Below are 18,154 nucleotides of genomic sequence, written 5' to 3'. Positions count from 1 at the left end.
AAACGCGGTCAACATTGTGGGAGGGGGCTTGCCCCCGATAGCGGTTTATCAGTCAAACATCTGTTGCCTGACACTCAGCAATCGGGGGCAAGCCCCCTCCCACATCTCAGGCTTTTGCATTTTTTTCACACGCCATCCGGATAATCCTCAGCCTCGTGCGCGCAGGCCCGTTGTTCCTGTGCTATCACCTAACGCTGACTTTCCGGAAAAAGCGCCCAATGGCCGTGTCCCTGCCCTCCGCTTCACCCAAGCCGCGTTCCCGTTTTGCCATGCGCTGGTATTCCTGGCTGTTGCTGACAGGGGTGATCCTGTATGGCGTGGCCTGGGCCCTGCACTGGGACGATCGCGGTGTGCTGTGGGTGCTGGAGCGCTTTGAGACGCCGGCCGAACGCCAGCAGAGCGTATGGCTGCCTGACTACCATGCGGTCATCGATGGCAAGCTTTTGCCGGGGATGGAGAAGGACGAAGCGTCGGACGTTGCCTACAATCCACAGACCAAAACCCTGTTTTCCGTGATGGGCAAAAACCCGTTCCTGGCGGAGTTGAGCCTGCAAGGCGATGTGCTGCGCAAGATGCCGCTCAACGGCTGGGACAACCCGGAAGGCGTGACGGTAATGGAAAATGGCCTGTTGGCGGTGGTCGACGAGCGGCAGCACACCCTGACCATCGTCAAGGTCGATGCGAGCACCACCCAACTGAACAAGGCCGACTTCACCAGCTATGACCTCGGCCCGTCCAAGGACCAGAACAAGGCCTTCGAAGCCATCACCTGGGACAAGCGCAACCAGCAGTTGATCCTTGGCGAAGAGCGCCCGCCCGCGTTGTTCACCTGGAAAAGCGACGGCGGCTTGACCCTGGCGGGCGATAAACAAAAGCTGGCCAGCAAAGAACTGGACATGCGCAATCTCTCGGCCCTGGCTGTTGACCCGCGTACCGGGCATTTGCTGGTGCTGTCGGCCGACTCCCACCTGCTGCTGGAGCTGGACGAGAAGGGCCAGCAAGTCAGCTTCATGACCTTGCTCGGCGGTTTCAACGGCATCAAGCACACCATTCCCCGTGCCGAAGGGGTGACCATGGACGAGGAGGGCACGCTGTACATCGTCAGTGAGCCCAATCTGTTCTACCGGTTCGAAAAGCAGAAATAGCACACCGATTACGTCAGATAGGTCTCTGTGAGCGGCATCTGCCAGACATCCGGGCGTGTTTAAGTTTAAATTCAGACGGGCGTGATATTCATTCGCCACTTTTGACTTTGAGCCCGCCCGATGCAACGACTAGCCCGCCCCAAACCCCTGTTTATCATGCTTGCGCTGATCACCCTGGTCAGCGCCGGGGCCGTTGCGCAGCATTTTCGTCTGTTTGAACGCGCCTGGTTCAATTGGCAGGTATGGCGCCAGCCAGCGGACGAACGCTCCATCGGGCTGGCGGACTACCGCGTCACGCTTGAGGCTCAGGCCATTGAGGGGCTCGACGACGATGTGTCGGCCCTAACCTACGACCCGGTGCGCAAAAGCCTGTTCACCGTCACCAATAAAAACGCCGAGCTGATCGAGTTGTCCCTGGAAGGCAAGATCCTGCGACGCATCCCCTTGATCGGGTTTGGCGATGCCGAAGCCGTGGAGTTCATCAGCGACAACATCTATGTCATCAGCGATGAGCGCCAGCAGCGGCTGATCAAGGTGCACGTGGACGACGATACCCAATTCCTCGACGCCGCTGATGCGGAGCAGATGACCCTGGGTGTGCATGTCGGTGGCAACAAGGGCTTTGAAGGCCTGGCCTACGACTCGGTGGGCAAGCGCCTGTTCGTGGCCAAGGAGCGCGACCCGATGCTGATCTATGAGGTGCATGGCTTCCCGCATTTCAAACCGGAAAAAACCTACTCGGTGCACGTGATCAATAACCCCAAGCGCGACGCCGGGTTGTTTGTGCGTGACCTGTCGAGCCTGCAATACGATGAGCGCAGCGGCCATCTGCTGGCGCTGTCGGATGAGTCGTTCCTGGTGCTGGAACTGGATATCGACGGTCGCCCGCTGAGCAGTCTGTCACTGCTCAACGGGCGCCATGGCCTGACGAAGCGAGTGCCGCAGGCCGAAGGCATCGCCATGGATGACGAGGGCGCGTTGTACCTCGTCAGCGAGCCGAACCTGTTCTACGTCTTCAAGAAGCCTTGAGGGTCTTGACGCCTTCGGCGGTGCCCAGCAGCAGCACATCGGCCGGACGCGCCGCGAACAGTCCGTTGGTGACCACGCCGACAATCGCGTTGATCTGAGTTTCAAGCTCCACCGGATTGGTGATCTGCATGTTGAACACGTCAAGGATGATGTTGCCGTTGTCGGTCAGCACACCTTCGCGGTACACCGGGTCGCCGCCCAGCTTCACCAGCTCGCGGGCCACGTGGCTGCGGGCCATCGGGATCACTTCCACCGGCAGCGGGAAGGCGCCGAGTACGGGCACCAGCTTGCTGGCGTCGGCGATGCAGATGAAGGTCTTGGCCACGGCGGCGACGATCTTCTCGCGGGTCAGGGCTGCGCCGCCGCCCTTGATCAGGTTCAGGTGCGCGTCGCTTTCATCGGCGCCGTCGATGTAGAACTCCAGGTCGCTCACGGTGTTGAGCTCGTACACCGGAATGCCGTGGCCCTTGAGGCGTGCGGCGGTGGCTTCGGAGCTGGCCACGGCGCCGTCGAACGCGCCTTTGTGCTGGGCCAGTGCATCGATAAAGCAGTTGGCGGTGGAGCCGGTGCCGACACCGACGATGCTCTTGTCGTCGAGTTTAGGAAGGATTAAATCGACGGCGGCCTGGGCCACTGCCTGTTTGAGTTGATCCTGGGTCATGCGGGCTCCGGAACGGGCGGGGAGTTATCGAGGGGCGCGAGTATAACCCAACAAAACCTCTGGATTCGTGTGGTCGCCCGCCCGAACGCTGGGTTAGACTCCTTGGCCCTGCCCAACCCGCCCAGTGATATCCGCCGATGCTTGAACAGTACGTCAAAAAGATCCTCACCTCGCGCGTTTACGACGTTGCCGTAGAAACCCCGTTGCAGACCGCCCGCCAGCTCTCCGAGCGGCTGGGCAACCAGGTCTGGCTCAAGCGTGAAGACTTGCAGCCGGTGTTCTCGTTCAAGATTCGCGGCGCCTACAACAAGCTGACCCAACTGAGCGCCGAAGAACGTGCGCGCGGCGTGGTCACGGCTTCTGCCGGTAACCATGCCCAGGGCCTGGCCCTGGCGGCGAAGGTGCTGGGGGTCAAGGCCACCATCGTGATGCCCAAGACCACGCCGGAAATCAAGGTCGAAGGCGTGCGCTCCCGCGGCGGCAAAGTAGTGCTGCATGGCGATTCGTTCCCGGAAGCCCTGGCCTACTCGCTGAAACTGGTCGACGAAAAAGGCTACGTCTACATTCACCCCTACGATGATCCGCACACCATTGCCGGGCAGGGCACCGTGGCGATGGAGATCCTGCGCCAGCACCCAGGGCCGCTGGACGCGATTTTCGTACCGGTGGGCGGCGGCGGGCTGATCGCCGGGATTGCGGCGTACGTGAAATACCTGCGCCCCGAGATCAAGATCATCGGCGTCGAGCCGGACGACTCCAACTGCCTGCAAGCCGCCATGGCTGCTGGCGAGCGCGTTGTGCTGCCGACCGTGGGCATCTTTGCCGATGGCGTGGCGGTGGCGCAGATCGGCCAGCACACCTTCGACATCTGCAAGGACTATGTGGATGAAGTGATCACCGTGAGCACCGACGAGATCTGTGCGGCGATCAAGGACATCTACGACGACACCCGTTCCATCACCGAGCCGGCAGGGGCTTTGGGCGTGGCCGGGATCAAGAAGTACGTTGAAACCCGTGGTGTCACCGGGCAGACCCTGGTCGCCATCGACTCCGGTGCCAACGTCAACTTCGACCGCCTGCGCCATGTGGCCGAGCGCGCCGAGCTGGGTGAAGGCCGCGAAGCCATCATCGCCGTGACCATCCCCGAGAAGCCCGGCAGCTTCAAGGCGTTCTGCGAGGCCGTGGGTAAACGCCAGATCACCGAATTCAACTATCGCTACCACTCCGGCAGCGAGGCGCACATCTTTGTCGGCGTGCAGACCCATCCGGAAAATGATCCGCGCAGTGCCCTGATCGCCAGCCTGACCCGCCAGGGGTTCCCGGTGCTGGACCTGACCGAGAACGAACTGGCCAAGTTGCATATCCGTCATATGGTCGGCGGGCACGCTGCCAAGGTCAGCGATGAAGTGGTGTTGCGCTTCGAGTTTCCGGAGCGTCCGGGGGCGTTGTTCAACTTTCTTAACAAATTGGGCGGGCGCTGGAACATCTCGATGTTCCACTATCGCAACCACGGCGCAGCAGACGGCCGTGTGGTCGCCGGGCTGCAAGTGCCGGCGGATGAACGTCACCTGGTACCGGCCGCCCTGGAAGCCATCGGCTACCCGTACTGGGATGAAAGCCATAACCCGGCCTACAAACTGTTCCTCGGTTGAGCGACTACGCTGAGGGGGCGGCCTTTAAGGAAAACGACACATGGAAACCCTGACCACCCTGAAAGTTATCCACATGGCAGCCACCGTGGTGTTGCTGCTCAGTGGCCTTGGCCTGGCGCTGCTGGCCTGGCGCAAACGCAGCGCCGGCCCGGCGGCGACCGTGCAACGCCCGTGGGCCTTTGTTTGGTTGCTGATGGGCGTATGCGTGGTCAGCATGCCGTTTACCGGCTGGTGGCTGGTGCACCTGGTGGGCTGGCCGCTGGGCCAGACCTGGATCCTGGGCTCCAGCATCCTCTATACCGTGGCGGCGCTGGCCTGGTTCTGGCTGGTGGCGCGGCTCAATCGCCTGGGCAAAGGCGAGGGCGGTAGCCTGAACTTCACGCTGGTGCTGGCGGTGGTCAGTCTGGTGGGGTTTGTGGCGATTGCCGGTCTGATGGGCGCCAAGCCGGTTTAAGGCTTTGGACCGAGTCGTCTGCATCGGGGGCAAGCCCCCTCCCACATTTTGACCGTGTGAACCCGATCAAGTGTGGGAGGGGGCTTGCCCCCGATGGCTTCATCAGCTGCGCAGCGTGATTACCGGCCACCCGCGTTTCTCGGCCTCGGCCCGCAGATTCGGATCCGGATCCACCGCCACCGGGTGAGTCACTTTCTCCAGCAGCGGCAAGTCGTTCATCGAGTCGCTATAGAAGTAGCTGTCTTCAAGGCTGTACCCGGTTTCTTCCAGCCAGCGGTTCAAGCGCGTCACCTTGCCTTCACGGAAGCACGGCACATCGGTGCTGCGCCCGGTGTAGCGGCCGTTTTCCATCTCGCACTCGGTGGCGATCAAGGTTTCAACGCCCAGGCGTGCGGCAATTGGCGCGGTGACGAAACGGTTGGTGGCGGTGATGATCACCAGCGTATCACCGGCGGCGCGGTGCTTGGCCAGCAGCTCAATGGCCAGCGGCAGCATGATCGGCTCGATGCAGTCGCGCATATAGTCGTTGTGCCACTCGTCCAGCTGGGCCATCTCGGTGCGGCCGAGGATCTCCAGGCAGAAGTTCAGGTAGGCGGCATTGTCCAGCTTGCCGGCCAGGTAGTCCTGGTAAAACTCGTCGTTGCGGGCCTTGTAGGCCACCGGGTCGAGAATCCCGCGTTCACAGAGGTAATCGCCCCAGGCGTGATCGCTGTCACCGCCGAGAAGGGTGTTGTCCAAGTCGAATAAAGCCAGGCGCATTGCAGTTACTCGCTGAAAAGTCTGTAAAAAGGCGTCCAGAATACGGTCTTTTCACAAGAGTGCACATAAGGTACGAAGCCTCGTTGCCGCTTCATCAACCTTTGTGGAACAATGCGGCGACATGCGTTTGCGAGGTTGTTGCCGTGATCGACCCCGATGGTTTCCGTCCTAATGTCGGGATTATTCTTACGAATGATGCCGGACAGGTGCTATGGGCTCGCCGAATCAACCAAGATGCCTGGCAGTTTCCTCAAGGTGGAATCAACCCCGACGAGACCCCTGAAGACGCCTTGTACCGCGAGTTGAACGAAGAAGTCGGCCTTGAGCGCGAAGATGTGCAAATTCTGGCCTGTACCCGTGGCTGGTTGCGCTATCGTTTGCCGCAACGCCTGGTGCGTACCCACAGCCAACCGCTGTGCATCGGCCAGAAGCAGAAATGGTTTCTCCTGCGCCTGATCTCCAACGAGCAGCGGGTGCGGATGGATTTGACCGGTAAACCGGAGTTCGATGGCTGGCGCTGGGTCAGCTATTGGTATCCGTTGGGCCAGGTGGTGACATTCAAGCGCGAGGTTTATCGTCGCGCGCTCAAAGAGCTTGCCCCGCGCCTTTTAGCGCGCGACTGACGACGGAGTTCGACCCCGAGCCATGCTCAATACGCTGCGCAAGATCGTCCAGGAAGTTAACTCCGCCAAGGATCTCAAGGCGGCGTTGGGGATTATTGTGTTGCGCGTCAAGGAAGCCATGGGCAGCCAGGTCTGCTCGGTTTACCTGCTGGACCCCGAGACCAACCGTTTTGTGCTGATGGCCACGGAGGGCTTGAACAAGCGCTCCATCGGCAAGGTCAGCATGGCGCCCAATGAAGGTCTGGTGGGCCTGGTGGGGACGCGTGAAGAACCCCTGAACCTTGAAAACGCGGCCGATCACCCGCGTTATCGCTACTTTGCCGAAACCGGTGAAGAGCGTTACGCCTCGTTCCTCGGTGCGCCGATCATTCACCACCGCCGCGTCGTCGGCGTGTTGGTCATCCAGCAGAAAGAACGTCGCCAATTCGACGAAGGTGAAGAAGCCTTCCTCGTGACCATGAGCGCGCAACTCGCCGGGGTTATCGCCCACGCCGAAGCCACCGGCTCGATTCGCGGCCTGGGGCGCGAAGGCAAGGGTATCCAGGAAGCCAAGTTCGTTGGTGTACCCGGTTCGCCAGGCGCTGCGGTCGGTACGGCGGTGGTCATGCTGCCGCCGGCGGATCTGGACGTGGTGCCGGACAAGACCGTCACCGACATCGACGCTGAAATCAAACTGTTCAAGACCGCCCTGGAAGGCGTGCGCGCCGACATGCGCAACCTGTCGACCAAGCTGGCCACCCAACTGCGCCCCGAAGAGCGCGCGCTGTTCGACGTGTACCAGATGATGCTTGACGACGCGTCGCTGGGTAATGAAGTCAAGACCGTGATCAAGACCGGCCAGTGGGCCCAGGGCGCGCTGCGCCAGGTGGTCACCGATCACGTCAACCGTTTCGAACTGATGGACGACGCCTACCTGCGCGAACGGGCCTCGGATGTGCGCGACCTCGGTCGCCGTCTGCTGGCGTACCTGCAGGAAGATCGCACCACCAACCTGGTCTACCCCGACAACACCATCCTGATCAGCGAAGAGCTGACCGCCACCATGCTTGGCGAAGTGCCAGAAGGCAAACTGGTTGGCCTGGTCTCGGTGCTGGGTTCGGGTAACTCCCACGTCGCGATCCTGGCCCGGGCCATGGGCATCCCGACGGTGATGGGCCTGGTGGACCTGCCGTATTCCAAGGTGGATGGTATCGACATGATCGTCGATGGTCATCGCGGTGAAGTGTTCACCAACCCCAGTGAAGTGCTGCGCAAGCAATACGCCGAAGTGGTTGAGGAAGAGAAGCAACTGGCGCTGGGCCTCGATTCATTGCGCGAGTTGCCATGCGTGACCACCGATGGTCACCGTGTGCCGTTGCTGGTGAATACCGGCCTGCTCGCCGACGTGGCCCGTGCGCAACAGCGCGGCGCCGAAGGGGTGGGGCTGTACCGCACCGAAGTGCCGTTCATGATCAACCAGCGCTTCCCGAGTGAGAAGGAGCAGCTGGCGATCTATCGCGAGCAACTGCAGGCCTTCCACCCGTTGCCGGTGACTATGCGCAGCCTGGACATCGGCGGCGACAAGTCACTGTCGTATTTCCCGATCAAAGAAGACAACCCGTTCCTCGGCTGGCGTGGCATTCGCGTCACCCTCGACCACCCGGAAATCTTCCTGGTACAGACCCGCGCCATGCTCAAGGCCAGCGAAGGTCTGAACAACCTGCGCATCCTGCTGCCAATGATTTCAGGCACCCATGAGCTGGAAGAGGCGTTGCATCTTATCCACCGCGCCTGGGGCGAAGTACGCGACGAAGGCGCCGACGTACCGATGCCGCCGATTGGTGTGATGATCGAAATCCCGGCGGCGGTGTACCAGGCCAAGGAACTGGCACGGCAGGTGGACTTCCTGTCAGTGGGTTCCAACGACCTGACCCAATACCTATTGGCCGTGGACCGTAACAACCCACGGGTTGCCGACCTCTACGACTACCTGCACCCGGCGGTGCTGCAAGCCCTGCAACATGTGGTGCGCGACGCCCATGCCGAAGGCAAGCCGGTGAGCATCTGCGGCGAAATGGCTGGTGACCCGGCGGCGGCAGTGTTGTTGATGGCGATGGGCTTTGACAGCCTGTCGATGAACGCCACCAACTTGCCGAAGGTGAAATGGATGCTGCGCCAGGTGGAACTGAGCATGGCCAAGGAGCTGCTGGCGGAGTTGATGACTATCGACAACCCGCAAGTTATCCACAGCTCGTTGCAGTTGGCCCTGAAGAACCTGGGGCTGACGCGGATGATCAACCCGGCTTCTGCCAAAACCCTTTAAAAATGTGGGAGGGGGCTTGCCCCTCCCACATTGGGTTTCGGTGTGGTTATAGGTTGATTTCGACTTCGCCCAGCCGCCCACCATGCGGCCCAAAACTGCGCTCCACCATCCGCCGCGTTCCGTCGGCATTCACTATCAGCGCTGTGCTCGCCCGCGTGCCGTAACTCGGGCTGGCAATAAACACGCTCGACAGCAGGCTCTCCGTCGCCAAGCCCACCCCGGTGTCCGGCAAGTCCGCAAACGGCGCGGTCTGTGGGTCACTCAAAATATCCAACAACGCCTCTGGTTGCGGATCATCCAGCACCGCGCCCAACGCCGCCTTGGCCTTGAGCAACTTGGGCCACGGCGTATCCAGCCCCGCATTGGATAATCCATACACCCCGGCCGCCAGCCGCGTCGGCTCGGTATGGTTGGCGTTGTAATGCCACAACTCATCCCGCGTGCCCACCAGCAGGTTAAACCCGGCATATTCAATTGAACGGCCGTTAACGTCGGCTAAATACTCATCAATCGGCAGCGAGCCATTGAGAAATCGCGCAACCAGCTCCCCCCGTGACTTACGGGCCGGTGGCTGGTGCGGATCACGGATATTGGTCAGGGCGGCAAAGCGCCCATCGGCATTCACGCCCAGCCAGGTGCCACCGGCTTCCTGGTCACGACCGGCGTACACCTCTGGCGCATCCGGCCACTGGGCCAGCGGCAGGCTGGGGCGGGCGTAGAACTCGTCACGGTTGGCGGCGACGATCAGCGGCTGGGCGTGGCCCGGCCGCCAGGCAAAAACAATCAGGCACATCAGGCGATCCCTTTTGTGTTTTTTGTCACTCTACTCATACAGCGGCAGGCGTTCCATCGTATCGAAGTTGGGCGGCACGCCTTCCATCCGTTAACATGCCTGGCGTTTCGGTGCGTGTGAACTTCTTAATTTGAAACAGCGGCTGTAACGCAGGCTTAATCGCACACCGGCATGGTCCGCACGCCTAACGAATGATTTAACGAGGAGTCGCAATGCTGCCTTACCCGCAGATCGACCCGGTGGCCCTGGCCATCGGTCCGCTGAAAATCCACTGGTACGGGTTGATGTACCTGATCGGCATCGGCGGTGCCTGGTTTCTGGCCTCTCGACGCCTGAACCGGTTCGACCCGACCTGGACCAAGGAGAAACTCTCCGACCTGATTTTCTGGCTGTCGATGGGAGTGATCGTCGGCGGGCGACTCGGCTATGTGCTGTTCTACGACCTTTCGGCGTACATCGCCAACCCGACACTGATCTTCGAAGTGTGGAAGGGCGGCATGGCGTTCCACGGTGGGTTCATCGGTGTGATGATCGCCGCCTGGTGGTTCGGTCGCCGTAACGGCAAGTCGTTCTTCCAACTGATGGACTTCGTTGCGCCGATGGTGCCGATCGGCCTGGGCGCCGGGCGTATCGGCAACTTCATCAACGCCGAGTTGTGGGGCAAGCCGACCGACGTACCGTGGGCCATGGTGTTCCCGCCGTTCAGCGACCCGGCGCAATTGCCGCGCCACCCGTCGCAGCTTTACCAGTTCGCGTTGGAAGGCGTGGCACTGTTCCTTATTCTCTACATTTTCTCGCGCAAACCGCGCCCGACCATGGCGGTTTCCGGCATGTTCGCGCTGTTCTACGGGATCTTCCGCTTTATCGTCGAGTTTGTGCGCGTACCGGATGCGCAGCTGGGCTATCTGGCGTTCGGTTGGGTGACCATGGGCCAGATCCTCAGCCTGCCGATGATCATCGGCGGCCTGGGCCTGCTGTGGTGGGCGTACAACCGCCCGCAACCTCTGAAGAACACCGCGCTTTAAATTCGAATGCCCAGGTCTTTATCTGGCCTGGGCTTCAACGATACGGGTACCCACATGAAGCAATATCTCGAACTACTGAACGACGTCGTGACCAATGGATTGACCAAGGGCGATCGCACCGGCACCGGCACCAAGGCCGTGTTTGCCCGTCAGTATCGGCATAACTTGGCCGACGGCTTCCCGCTGCTGACCACCAAGAAGCTTCACTTCAAAAGTATCGCCAATGAACTGATCTGGATGTTGAGCGGCAACACCAACATCAAGTGGCTCAACGAAAACGGCGTGCGCATCTGGGACGAATGGGCCACCGAAGAGGGTGACCTCGGCCCGGTGTACGGCGAGCAGTGGACGGCCTGGCCAACCAAGGACGGCGGCACGATCAACCAGATCGACTACATGGTCCACACCCTCAAGACCAACCCCAACAGCCGCCGCATCCTGTTCCACGGCTGGAACGTCGAGTACCTGCCCGACGAAACCCAGAGCCCGCAGGAAAACGCGCGCAACGGCAAACAAGCCCTACCACCGTGCCACCTGCTGTACCAGGCGTTCGTGCACGACGGTCACCTGTCGATGCAGTTGTACATCCGCAGCTCCGATGTATTCCTCGGCCTGCCGTACAACACCGCCGCGCTGGCCTTGCTCACCCATATGCTGGCCCAGCAGTGCGACCTGATCCCCCACGAGATCATCGTCACCACCGGCGACACCCACGCCTACAGCAACCATATGGAACAGATCCGCACCCAGTTGGCGCGCACGCCGAAGAAGCTGCCGGAGCTGGTGATCAAGCGCAAACCTGCGTCGATCTACGACTATAAGTTCGAAGACTTCGAGATCGTGGGCTACGACGCCGACCCAAGCATCAAGGCCGACGTCGCGATCTGAAGGCTGTCCTGGTCTTAAGGTGTGGCTTGTGTGGGAGGGGGCTTGCCCCCGATAGCGGTGGATCAGCTAAGTATTGGGTGGCTGGAACTCCCCATCGGGGGCAAGCCCCCTCCCACATTTGAACCGTCTTCGTTTGAGTTAATGGCCGTGGCTTCTGCCCACATGGGAAGGCTCAGCCTCACTGGCCAACACACTGCCGCTGACTTCCAGCCGCTGCAGAATCCCGCACTGATCCCCGCCGCCACAGCGTTGGCGCAAGTCCAGCAATTGCTCCTGCAACGCCAACAGCCCATCGATCCGCGCCTTCACATGGTGGATGTGTTCGTCGATCAACGCATTCACGTTTTCGCACTGGTCCTGTGGGCTGTCCCGTAGGCCCAGCAGGCTGCGGATTTCTTCCAGGGTCATGTCCAGGCTGCGGCAGTTGCGGATAAACACCAGCCGCTCGGTGTGTGCCTGGGTGTATACGCGGTAGTTGGCGTCGGTGCGCGCCGGGGGCGGCAGCAGGCCTTCCTTCTCGTAGTAACGGATGGTTTCCACCGGGCAGTCGGTCAGTTTGGCCAGTTCGCCGATCTTCATCGCAACAATCTCCAAATGGGTGCTTGACCCTATAGTGGCTACAGGGTCTTTACTTGGCAACAGGCACCTTTACGGACGCGACAGAATGAGCGATTCCATCCACACCCCGCACAAGCACGATCACGACCATGATCATGGCCCGAAGAAATTGACCCCTGTGCATGACCACGGCCACGGCGGCTCCTGCTGCTCCGGCACGCCGGCCCCGGCATTGGTGCAATTGAGCGAAGCGCCCACCGCCGGTTCGCGGCTGAGCACCTTCCGCATCGAAGCCATGGACTGCCCCACCGAGCAGACGCTGATCCAGAACAAACTGGGCAAGCTTGCGGGTGTGCAGCAGCTGGAATTCAACCTGATCAACCGCATCCTCGGCGTCACCCACGACCTGCCGAGTACCGCGCCGATCATCGACGCCATCAAGTCCTTGGGCATGCAGGCCGATCCCATCGAAGAAGGCACCCCCGCCGCCGAACCGCCCGCCAAGAAACATTGGTGGCCGCTGGCGTTGTCCGGCATCGGCGCGTTGGCGGCGGAAGTGCTGCACTTCACTAACGCCGCGCCGACCTGGGTGATTGCCATCGTGGCGCTGGTGTCGATCCTCAGCGGCGGCCTCACCACCTATAAAAAGGGCTGGATTGCCCTGAAAAACCTCAACCTGAACATCAATGCCCTGATGAGCATCGCGGTAACCGGAGCGATCCTGATCGGCCAGTGGCCGGAAGCGGCGATGGTGATGTTCCTGTTCACCGTGGCCGAGTTGATCGAAGCCAAATCCCTGGACCGTGCGCGCAATGCCATCAGCGGCTTGATGCAGATGACGCCCGAGCAGGCCACCGTGCAACAGGCTGATGGGTCTTGGGCTGAACAAGAGGTCAAGAGTATCGATCTTGGCGCCATCGTGCGGGTAAAGCCTGGCGAGCGCATCGGCCTGGACGGCGAAGTCACCGCTGGCCAATCCACCATCGACCAGGCGCCGATCACTGGTGAAAGCCTGCCGATTGAAAAGACCGTGGGCGACAAAGTCTTCGCCGGCACCATCAACCAGGCTGGCTCCCTGGAATATAAAGTCACTGCCGCCGCCAACAACTCCACCCTGGCGCGCATCATTCACGCGGTGGAGCAGGCCCAGGGCGCCCGGGCACCGACCCAGCGCTTCGTCGACAGCTTCTCGAAGATCTACACCCCGGCGGTGTTCCTGTTTGCGCTGGGCGTGGCGTTGATCCCACCGCTGTTCATGGCCGGCGCCTGGTTCGACTGGATCTACCGTGCCCTGGTGCTGCTGGTGGTCGCCTGCCCGTGTGCATTGGTGATTTCCACCCCGGTGACCATCGTCAGCGGCCTCGCGGCAGCGGCGCGCAAAGGCATCCTGATCAAGGGCGGCGTGTATCTGGAGGGGGGTTACAAGCTCGACTACCTGGCCCTCGACAAGACCGGCACCATCACCCACGGCAAACCGGTGCAAACCGACTACCTGGCGCTGTTCCCCAACGTCGAAGACAGCGCACCGGCGCTGGCCGCCAGCCTGGCGGGGCGTTCCGATCACCCGGTGTCGCTGGCCATCGCCAACGCGGCTGTGGATAAAAACCTGCCCACCCACGTTGTGGATAACTTCGTGGCCCTGGCCGGTCGCGGCGTGCGTGGCGAGATCAACGGCGAAACCTACCACCTGGGCAACCACCGACTGGTGGAAGACCTGGGCCTGTGCTCGCCGGAGCTGGAAGAGAAACTCTTCGCCCTGGAAAAACAAGGCAAATCCGTGGTGTTGCTGCTCGACAAATCCGGCCCGCTGGCGCTGTTCGCCGTGGCCGACACGGTCAAGGACAGCAGCCGCGAAGCCATCCAGCAGTTGCACGAGCTGGGCATCAAGACCCTGATGCTTACCGGTGACAACACCCACACCGCCCAGGCGATTGCCACCCAGGTCGGCATCGACCAGACCCAGGGTGACCTGTTGCCGACCGACAAGCTGCAAGCCATCGAAACCCTCTACGGCCAAGGTCACCGCGTTGGCATGGTTGGCGACGGCATCAACGACGCTCCGGCCCTGGCTCGCGCCGAGATCGGTTTTGCCATGGCCGCAGCGGGTACTGACACGGCCATCGAGACCGCTGATGTGGCCTTGATGGACGATGACCTGCGCAAGATTCCGGCTTTCATTCGTCTGTCGCGGCAAACGTCGAGTATCCTCAAGCAGAACATCGCCCTGGCATTGGTGATCAAGGCGATCTTCCTCGCGGTCACCTTCCTGGGCATGGCCACCATGTGGATGGCGGTGTTCGCCGACATGGGCGTGAGCCTGCTGGTGGTGTTCAATGGCCTGCGCCTGTTGCGCAAATAAACGATGAGAGGGTGGTGTGCTGAGTGCCGAGTTGAAGGCTTTTTTCATGGTCGCCCGCCTGGGCAGCATTACCCAGGCGGCGAAAAAACTCGGCCTGAGCCAACCCACGGTCACCACCCAGATCCGTAACCTGGAAAGCCAATACGGTGTTGAGCTGTTCTACCGTGGCGGCCGTCGCCTCACCGTCAGCGACGAGGGCGCGCGGCTGCTGCCGATGGTCAAGGCGCTGTTGCAGCAAGAAGCCGACATCGAATTTTTTCTACGCAACAATGGCCAGGTCCAGGGTGCACTGAGGATTGCCGCCACGGCACCGTACTACATCCTCGATCTGGTCAAAGCCTTTCGTGAACGCCTGCCGCAAGTGGAAGTGTCGGTGGAAATCGGTAACTCCCAACAAGTGCTAGAAGCCTTGGACGATTACCGTGTCGACGTCGCCGCCTCCTCGCAACTGCTGGAAGACCCACGCCTGATTCGTCGTGTGCTGGGCACCGACCCGCTGGTGCTGGCGGTGCATCGCAACCATCCGTTGGCCAAGCTCGACCATGTGCCGCTCAACGCATTGGCCGGGCACACGCTGTTGATGCGTGAGGCGGGCTCTACCACGCGACGTTTGACCGAAGAACTGTTGCAGAGCGCAGGTGTGAGCTTCGGACCGCTGCTGGAAATCGGCAGCCGCGAGTCGATTCGTGAAGCGGTGCTGCGCAACATTGGCATCAGCATCATCGCCCGCCAGGAAGTGCCCCATGACCCGCAATTGCGCGTGCTGACGTTCGAGAACGCGCCGCAGATTCCGGAGTACCTCTACTGCCTCAAGGAGCGGAAAAGTGCTCGCCTGCCGGCGGCGTTTCTGGGGTTGGCGCAGGAAATGTCGCCGCTCTGAAGCGTGGTGATCGCCTTGAGGGCCAATCGGGGGCAAGCCCCCTCCCACACTTGACCGAGTTCCAACATGAGAACGGGGTCTAATGTGGGAGGGGGCTTGCCCCCGATAGTGATAGACCAGGCAACTCAGCGCTGAGAGCCCTACCCAAATCCACCAATACCACTATCACCGGGTTTTGCCTTTCTGCCACATGAGGGACGCATTGCCTGCCTAGCATGGCCTTCATCCGTTCGATGAGGTGCCTTGCATGAACACAGCCCTGACCCAACCCGGCGCGCCCATGAAGGTGCGTGGTATCCAGAAACGCTTCGGCGCGTTTACCGCGCTGGATAACGTATCGCTGGACGTCGCCGCCGGCGAGCTGGTGTGCCTGCTGGGCCCGTCCGGTTGCGGCAAGACCACCTTGCTGCGCTGCATCGCCGGCCTGGAACGCCAGGACAGTGGCGAGCTTTACCTGGGCAACCGCGATGTGTCCCGGCTGCCGCCCCAGGCGCGGGACTACGGCATCCTGTTCCAGTCCTACGCGTTGTTTCCCAACCTCACCGTCGAAGCGAACATCGGCTACGGCCTCACCGGCAGTGGTCGTGATGAAGTGCGCCAGCGTGTTGGCCAGATGCTCGAACTGGTCGGCCTGGTCGGCAGCGAAAAGAAATACCCCGGCCAGCTGTCTGGCGGCCAGCAGCAGCGCGTCGCTTTGGCGCGTGCCTTGGCGCCCGCGCCTTCATTGTTATTGCTGGACGAACCGATGTCGGCCCTCGACGCCCGCGTGCGTGAGCATCTGTGCACCGAGCTGCGCCAACTGCAACGGCGCCTGGGCATCACCACGCTGATGGTCACCCACAATCAGGACGAAGCCATGCTGATGGCCGACCGCATCGCCGTGATGAACAACGGCGAGGTCGAGCAATACGCCACGCCCCAGGAGATCTACGACCGCCCGGCCACGCCGTTCGTGGCGGAGTTTGTCGGCCAGGGCAATTGGCTGCCGTTCAGCCGCAACAGTGCCAGTCACGCCCAGGTCGGCGGGATGAACATGCGCCTGGCCGACGATGCTGGCGTGGCCAAGTCGGGCCGCCTGTTCTGCCGTCCGGAGGCGATCAGCGTCAACCCGCCGGTGCATGAAGAAAACCTGTTCCCGGCCAAGGTGCGCGAGATCACCTTCCTTGGCAACCGCTGCCGCATGAGCTTTGAACTGGAGCAATTGCCCGGCCACCCGCTGCTCGCCGAACTGGCCCCGGAAGCCATGCCGCGCCTGGGCGCCCAGGACATCTGGGTGGCCTTGCCGCCGCGCAGCCTGCAGGTGTTTGCCTGAGATGGCCGCTGTCATGACGCTGCCACGCCAGGTTTCCCGCGCCGAAACCGGCGACAGAATTTTCGTCGTCGGCGGCAAACTGCTGTGGCTGTTGCTGTTGGGTATCGCTGTATTGATGCCGTTGCTGGCGATCTTCTGGCGCGGTTTCAGCAGCGAGGCCGGGCAGGGCGGTGGCCTGTTGGCGGCGCGGGAGCTGGTGACCAGCGCCAACTTCCACTGGCTGCTGGGCAATAGCCTGAAAGTGTCCCTGAGCGTGGCAGCCATCGTCGTACCGCTGGCTTACCTGTTTGCCTACGCCCTGCAACGCACCTTGATTCCCGGCAAGGCGATCTGGCGCGGTATGTCGCTGCTGCCGCTGATGGCGCCGTCGATGCTGCCGGGCATTGCGCTGGTCTACCTGTTTGGCAACCAGGGCATGCTGCGTGGGTTGCTCTCGGAGAATATCTACGGTTTCTGGGGCATTGTGCTGGGGGAGGTGATCTACACCTTCCCACATGCCTTGATGATTCTGCTGTCGGCGTTGTCCCTGGCGGATGCACGCCTGTTCGATGCCGCCTCCAGCATGGGCGCCAGCCCGGCCCGGGCGTTTCGCAGCATCACCTGGCCGGCCACGCGCCAGGCGGTGTTCGCCGCGTTTTGCCTGGTGTTCACCCTGACCATCACCGACTTCGGCGTGCCCGTGGTGGTGGGGGGCGATTATCAGGTGCTGGCCCTGGAAGCCTACAAGGCCGTGGTCGGCCAGCAGCAGTTCGGGCGCGGTGCGCTGATCGGCATGGTGTTGCTGCTGCCGGCGCTGCTCAGCTTTGGGGTGGATGCCTGGCTGCGCCGTCGTCACGGCGATTCGATGAGCGGCCGTGCACAAGTGTTTCAACCGGTGCCCTCGCGCCTGAGAGACGCCTGTTACCTGGCCATCGTGCTGCTGATCTGCGCGGTGTTGCTGCTGGTGTTCGGCATGGCGGTGTACTCCTCGCTGGTTAAATTCTGGCCGTACAACCTGTCGCTGTCCCTCAACCATTACCAGTTCGAAGACACGGCCGGCGGCGGCTGGCTGGCCTATCGCAACAGCCTGACCCTGGCCCTGTGCACCGCATTGATCGGCAGCGCGCTGATCTTCACCGGCGCCTACCTGATGGAAAAAACCAAGGGCCAGAAGGGCCTAAACCTGGCCCTGCGCATGCTCAGCTTCGTGCCGATGGCCGTGCCGGGCCTGGTACTAGGCCTGGGCTACGTGTTCTTTTTCAACCTTAACGGCAACCCGCTGCATGTGTTCTACGGGACCATGACCCTGCTGGTGGTGTGCACCATTGCGCACTATTTGACCACCGCCCAGATGACCGCCACCACGGCGCTGCGTCAGCTGGACGCCGAGTTCGAAGCCGCCGCGCTGTCCCTCAAGGCACCGCTGTACCGGCATTACCTGAAAGTGACGGTACCGATCTGCCTGCCGGCGCTGCTGGATATCGTGCGCTACCTGTTCGTGTCGGCGATGACCACCGTGTCCGCCGCGATCTTCCTCTACAGCCCCGACACCATCCTCGCCGCCGTCGCCGTGTTGAACATGGACGACGCCGGCAACGTGGGCGGTGCGGCGGCGATGTCGACCCTGATCCTGTTCACGTCGGCCGGCGTCTCGCTGCTGCTGGCGTGGGCCTCACGTGGCGCACTGCGCCGCTCCCAAGCCTGGCGCCAGACCGCGCCCGGCCAATAATCCTGA

At 61.8% G+C, this 18,154-nt stretch carries 16 protein-coding genes; 12 read left to right on the top strand and 4 right to left on the bottom strand.

Going from position 1 to position 18,154, the window contains the following annotated elements; translation table 11 throughout:
* Window positions 1-218 precede the first annotated feature (218 nt).
* Together M2497_RS29980 and M2497_RS29975 are read left to right on the top strand one after the other, a co-directional pair.
* Window positions 219-1,145, top strand: coding sequence for an SdiA-regulated domain-containing protein (locus M2497_RS29980; RefSeq protein WP_248485165.1), 927 nt, complete (start codon window positions 219-221; stop codon window positions 1,143-1,145).
* Window positions 1,146-1,265: 120 nt separating this feature from the next.
* Window positions 1,266-2,174 (top strand): SdiA-regulated domain-containing protein, encoded by a 909-nt coding sequence (locus M2497_RS29975; RefSeq protein WP_248485164.1) that lies wholly within the window; start codon window positions 1,266-1,268, stop codon window positions 2,172-2,174.
* Here M2497_RS29975 and rpiA read toward each other — a convergent pair.
* Complete coding sequence (rpiA, locus tag M2497_RS29970; RefSeq protein ID WP_248485162.1) at window positions 2,161-2,835, bottom strand: ribose-5-phosphate isomerase RpiA; 675 nt, start codon at window positions 2,833-2,835, stop codon at window positions 2,161-2,163. The two genes, M2497_RS29975 and rpiA, sit on opposite strands and share 14 nt — an antisense overlap.
* 137 nt (window positions 2,836-2,972) lie before the next feature.
* On the opposite strand from rpiA, the gene ilvA reads away from it, so the two are divergent.
* Entirely contained in the window at window positions 2,973-4,487 is a 1,515-nt protein-coding gene (gene ilvA, locus M2497_RS29965) for a threonine ammonia-lyase, biosynthetic (RefSeq protein ID WP_248485160.1), read from the top strand.
* Window positions 4,488-4,527: 40 nt separating this feature from the next.
* On the top strand, window positions 4,528-4,941 hold the full coding sequence (locus M2497_RS29960) for a DUF2269 family protein (RefSeq protein ID WP_248485158.1): 414 nt from the start codon (window positions 4,528-4,530) through the stop codon (window positions 4,939-4,941).
* Window positions 4,942-5,043: 102 nt separating this feature from the next.
* Here M2497_RS29960 and M2497_RS29955 read toward each other — a convergent pair whose 3' ends face one another.
* Window positions 5,044-5,700: an HAD family hydrolase gene (locus tag M2497_RS29955; RefSeq protein WP_248485156.1), complete on the bottom strand. Its 657-nt coding sequence runs from the start codon at window positions 5,698-5,700 to the stop codon at window positions 5,044-5,046.
* A 143-nt stretch (window positions 5,701-5,843) separates the two neighbouring features.
* Here M2497_RS29955 and M2497_RS29950 point away from each other — a divergent pair, with 143 nt between their 5' ends.
* Both M2497_RS29950 and ptsP read left to right on the top strand, forming a co-directional pair.
* Window positions 5,844-6,323, top strand: a complete 480-nt coding sequence (locus tag M2497_RS29950) for an RNA pyrophosphohydrolase (protein WP_003176750.1) — start codon at window positions 5,844-5,846, stop codon at window positions 6,321-6,323.
* Window positions 6,324-6,345: 22 nt separating this feature from the next.
* On the top strand, window positions 6,346-8,625 hold the full coding sequence (gene ptsP / locus M2497_RS29945; protein WP_248485154.1) for a phosphoenolpyruvate--protein phosphotransferase: 2,280 nt from the start codon (window positions 6,346-6,348) through the stop codon (window positions 8,623-8,625).
* Between the two features lie 46 nt (window positions 8,626-8,671).
* Here ptsP and M2497_RS29940 read toward each other — a convergent pair whose 3' ends face one another.
* Window positions 8,672-9,418 (bottom strand): NRDE family protein, encoded by a 747-nt coding sequence (locus M2497_RS29940; RefSeq protein WP_248485152.1) that lies wholly within the window; start codon window positions 9,416-9,418, stop codon window positions 8,672-8,674.
* Window positions 9,419-9,630: 212 nt separating this feature from the next.
* Between M2497_RS29940 and lgt the strand changes: the two genes are divergently transcribed.
* Together lgt and M2497_RS29930 are read left to right on the top strand one after the other, a co-directional pair.
* Complete coding sequence (gene lgt / locus M2497_RS29935) at window positions 9,631-10,443, top strand: prolipoprotein diacylglyceryl transferase (RefSeq protein WP_058426513.1); 813 nt, start codon at window positions 9,631-9,633, stop codon at window positions 10,441-10,443.
* A 54-nt stretch (window positions 10,444-10,497) separates the two neighbouring features.
* Window positions 10,498-11,331: a thymidylate synthase gene (locus tag M2497_RS29930; protein WP_071494804.1), complete on the top strand. Its 834-nt coding sequence runs from the start codon at window positions 10,498-10,500 to the stop codon at window positions 11,329-11,331.
* Window positions 11,332-11,469: 138 nt separating this feature from the next.
* Here the strand turns inward: M2497_RS29930 and cadR are convergent, their stop codons facing one another.
* Window positions 11,470-11,910: a Cd(II)/Pb(II)-responsive transcriptional regulator gene (cadR, locus tag M2497_RS29925; protein ID WP_248485151.1), complete on the bottom strand. Its 441-nt coding sequence runs from the start codon at window positions 11,908-11,910 to the stop codon at window positions 11,470-11,472.
* Between the two features lie 85 nt (window positions 11,911-11,995).
* Here cadR and M2497_RS29920 point away from each other — a divergent pair, with 85 nt between their 5' ends.
* The 4 genes from M2497_RS29920 to M2497_RS29905 all read left to right on the top strand — a co-directional run bounded on the left by M2497_RS29920 (window position 11,996) and on the right by M2497_RS29905 (window position 18,148).
* Entirely contained in the window at window positions 11,996-14,248 is a 2,253-nt protein-coding gene (locus M2497_RS29920) for a heavy metal translocating P-type ATPase (protein WP_248485149.1), read from the top strand.
* A 16-nt stretch (window positions 14,249-14,264) separates the two neighbouring features.
* Window positions 14,265-15,128, top strand: a complete 864-nt coding sequence (locus tag M2497_RS29915; RefSeq protein WP_248485147.1) for a LysR family transcriptional regulator — start codon at window positions 14,265-14,267, stop codon at window positions 15,126-15,128.
* A 247-nt stretch (window positions 15,129-15,375) separates the two neighbouring features.
* The gene (locus M2497_RS29910) at window positions 15,376-16,440 is read left to right on the top strand and encodes a putative 2-aminoethylphosphonate ABC transporter ATP-binding protein (protein WP_248485145.1); all 1,065 of its coding nucleotides are present in this window, start codon (window positions 15,376-15,378) and stop codon (window positions 16,438-16,440) included.
* Window position 16,441: 1 nt separating this feature from the next.
* Window positions 16,442-18,148 (top strand): putative 2-aminoethylphosphonate ABC transporter permease subunit, encoded by a 1,707-nt coding sequence (locus M2497_RS29905; RefSeq protein ID WP_248485143.1) that lies wholly within the window; start codon window positions 16,442-16,444, stop codon window positions 18,146-18,148.
* Window positions 18,149-18,154: the final 6 nt, after the last annotated feature.

It is taken from the genome of Pseudomonas sp. CYM-20-01 (assembly GCF_023169845.1).
GTDB classification, from domain to species: Bacteria; Pseudomonadota; Gammaproteobacteria; order Pseudomonadales; family Pseudomonadaceae; genus Aquipseudomonas; species Aquipseudomonas azotoformans.
The sequence above is the reverse complement of the archived record's forward strand: the minus strand, read 5'-3'. Positions and strand labels throughout refer to the sequence as shown.

Coding starts and splice junctions, on each gene's coding strand:
- M2497_RS29980 (WP_248485165.1), top strand. CDS start 219: ATGGCCGTGTCCCTGCCCTCCGCTTCACCCAAGCCGCGTTCCCGTTTT.
- M2497_RS29975 (WP_248485164.1), top strand. CDS start 1,266: ATGCAACGACTAGCCCGCCCCAAACCCCTGTTTATCATGCTTGCGCTG.
- rpiA (WP_248485162.1), bottom strand. CDS start 2,835: ATGACCCAGGATCAACTCAAACAGGCAGTGGCCCAGGCCGCCGTCGAT.
- ilvA (WP_248485160.1), top strand. CDS start 2,973: ATGCTTGAACAGTACGTCAAAAAGATCCTCACCTCGCGCGTTTACGAC.
- M2497_RS29960 (WP_248485158.1), top strand. CDS start 4,528: ATGGAAACCCTGACCACCCTGAAAGTTATCCACATGGCAGCCACCGTG.
- M2497_RS29955 (WP_248485156.1), bottom strand. CDS start 5,700: ATGCGCCTGGCTTTATTCGACTTGGACAACACCCTTCTCGGCGGTGAC.
- ptsP (WP_248485154.1), top strand. CDS start 6,346: ATGCTCAATACGCTGCGCAAGATCGTCCAGGAAGTTAACTCCGCCAAG.
- M2497_RS29940 (WP_248485152.1), bottom strand. CDS start 9,418: ATGTGCCTGATTGTTTTTGCCTGGCGGCCGGGCCACGCCCAGCCGCTG.
- lgt (WP_058426513.1), top strand. CDS start 9,631: ATGCTGCCTTACCCGCAGATCGACCCGGTGGCCCTGGCCATCGGTCCG.
- M2497_RS29930 (WP_071494804.1), top strand. CDS start 10,498: ATGAAGCAATATCTCGAACTACTGAACGACGTCGTGACCAATGGATTG.
- cadR (WP_248485151.1), bottom strand. CDS start 11,910: ATGAAGATCGGCGAACTGGCCAAACTGACCGACTGCCCGGTGGAAACC.
- M2497_RS29920 (WP_248485149.1), top strand. CDS start 11,996: ATGAGCGATTCCATCCACACCCCGCACAAGCACGATCACGACCATGAT.
- M2497_RS29910 (WP_248485145.1), top strand. CDS start 15,376: ATGAACACAGCCCTGACCCAACCCGGCGCGCCCATGAAGGTGCGTGGT.
- M2497_RS29905 (WP_248485143.1), top strand. CDS start 16,442: ATGGCCGCTGTCATGACGCTGCCACGCCAGGTTTCCCGCGCCGAAACC.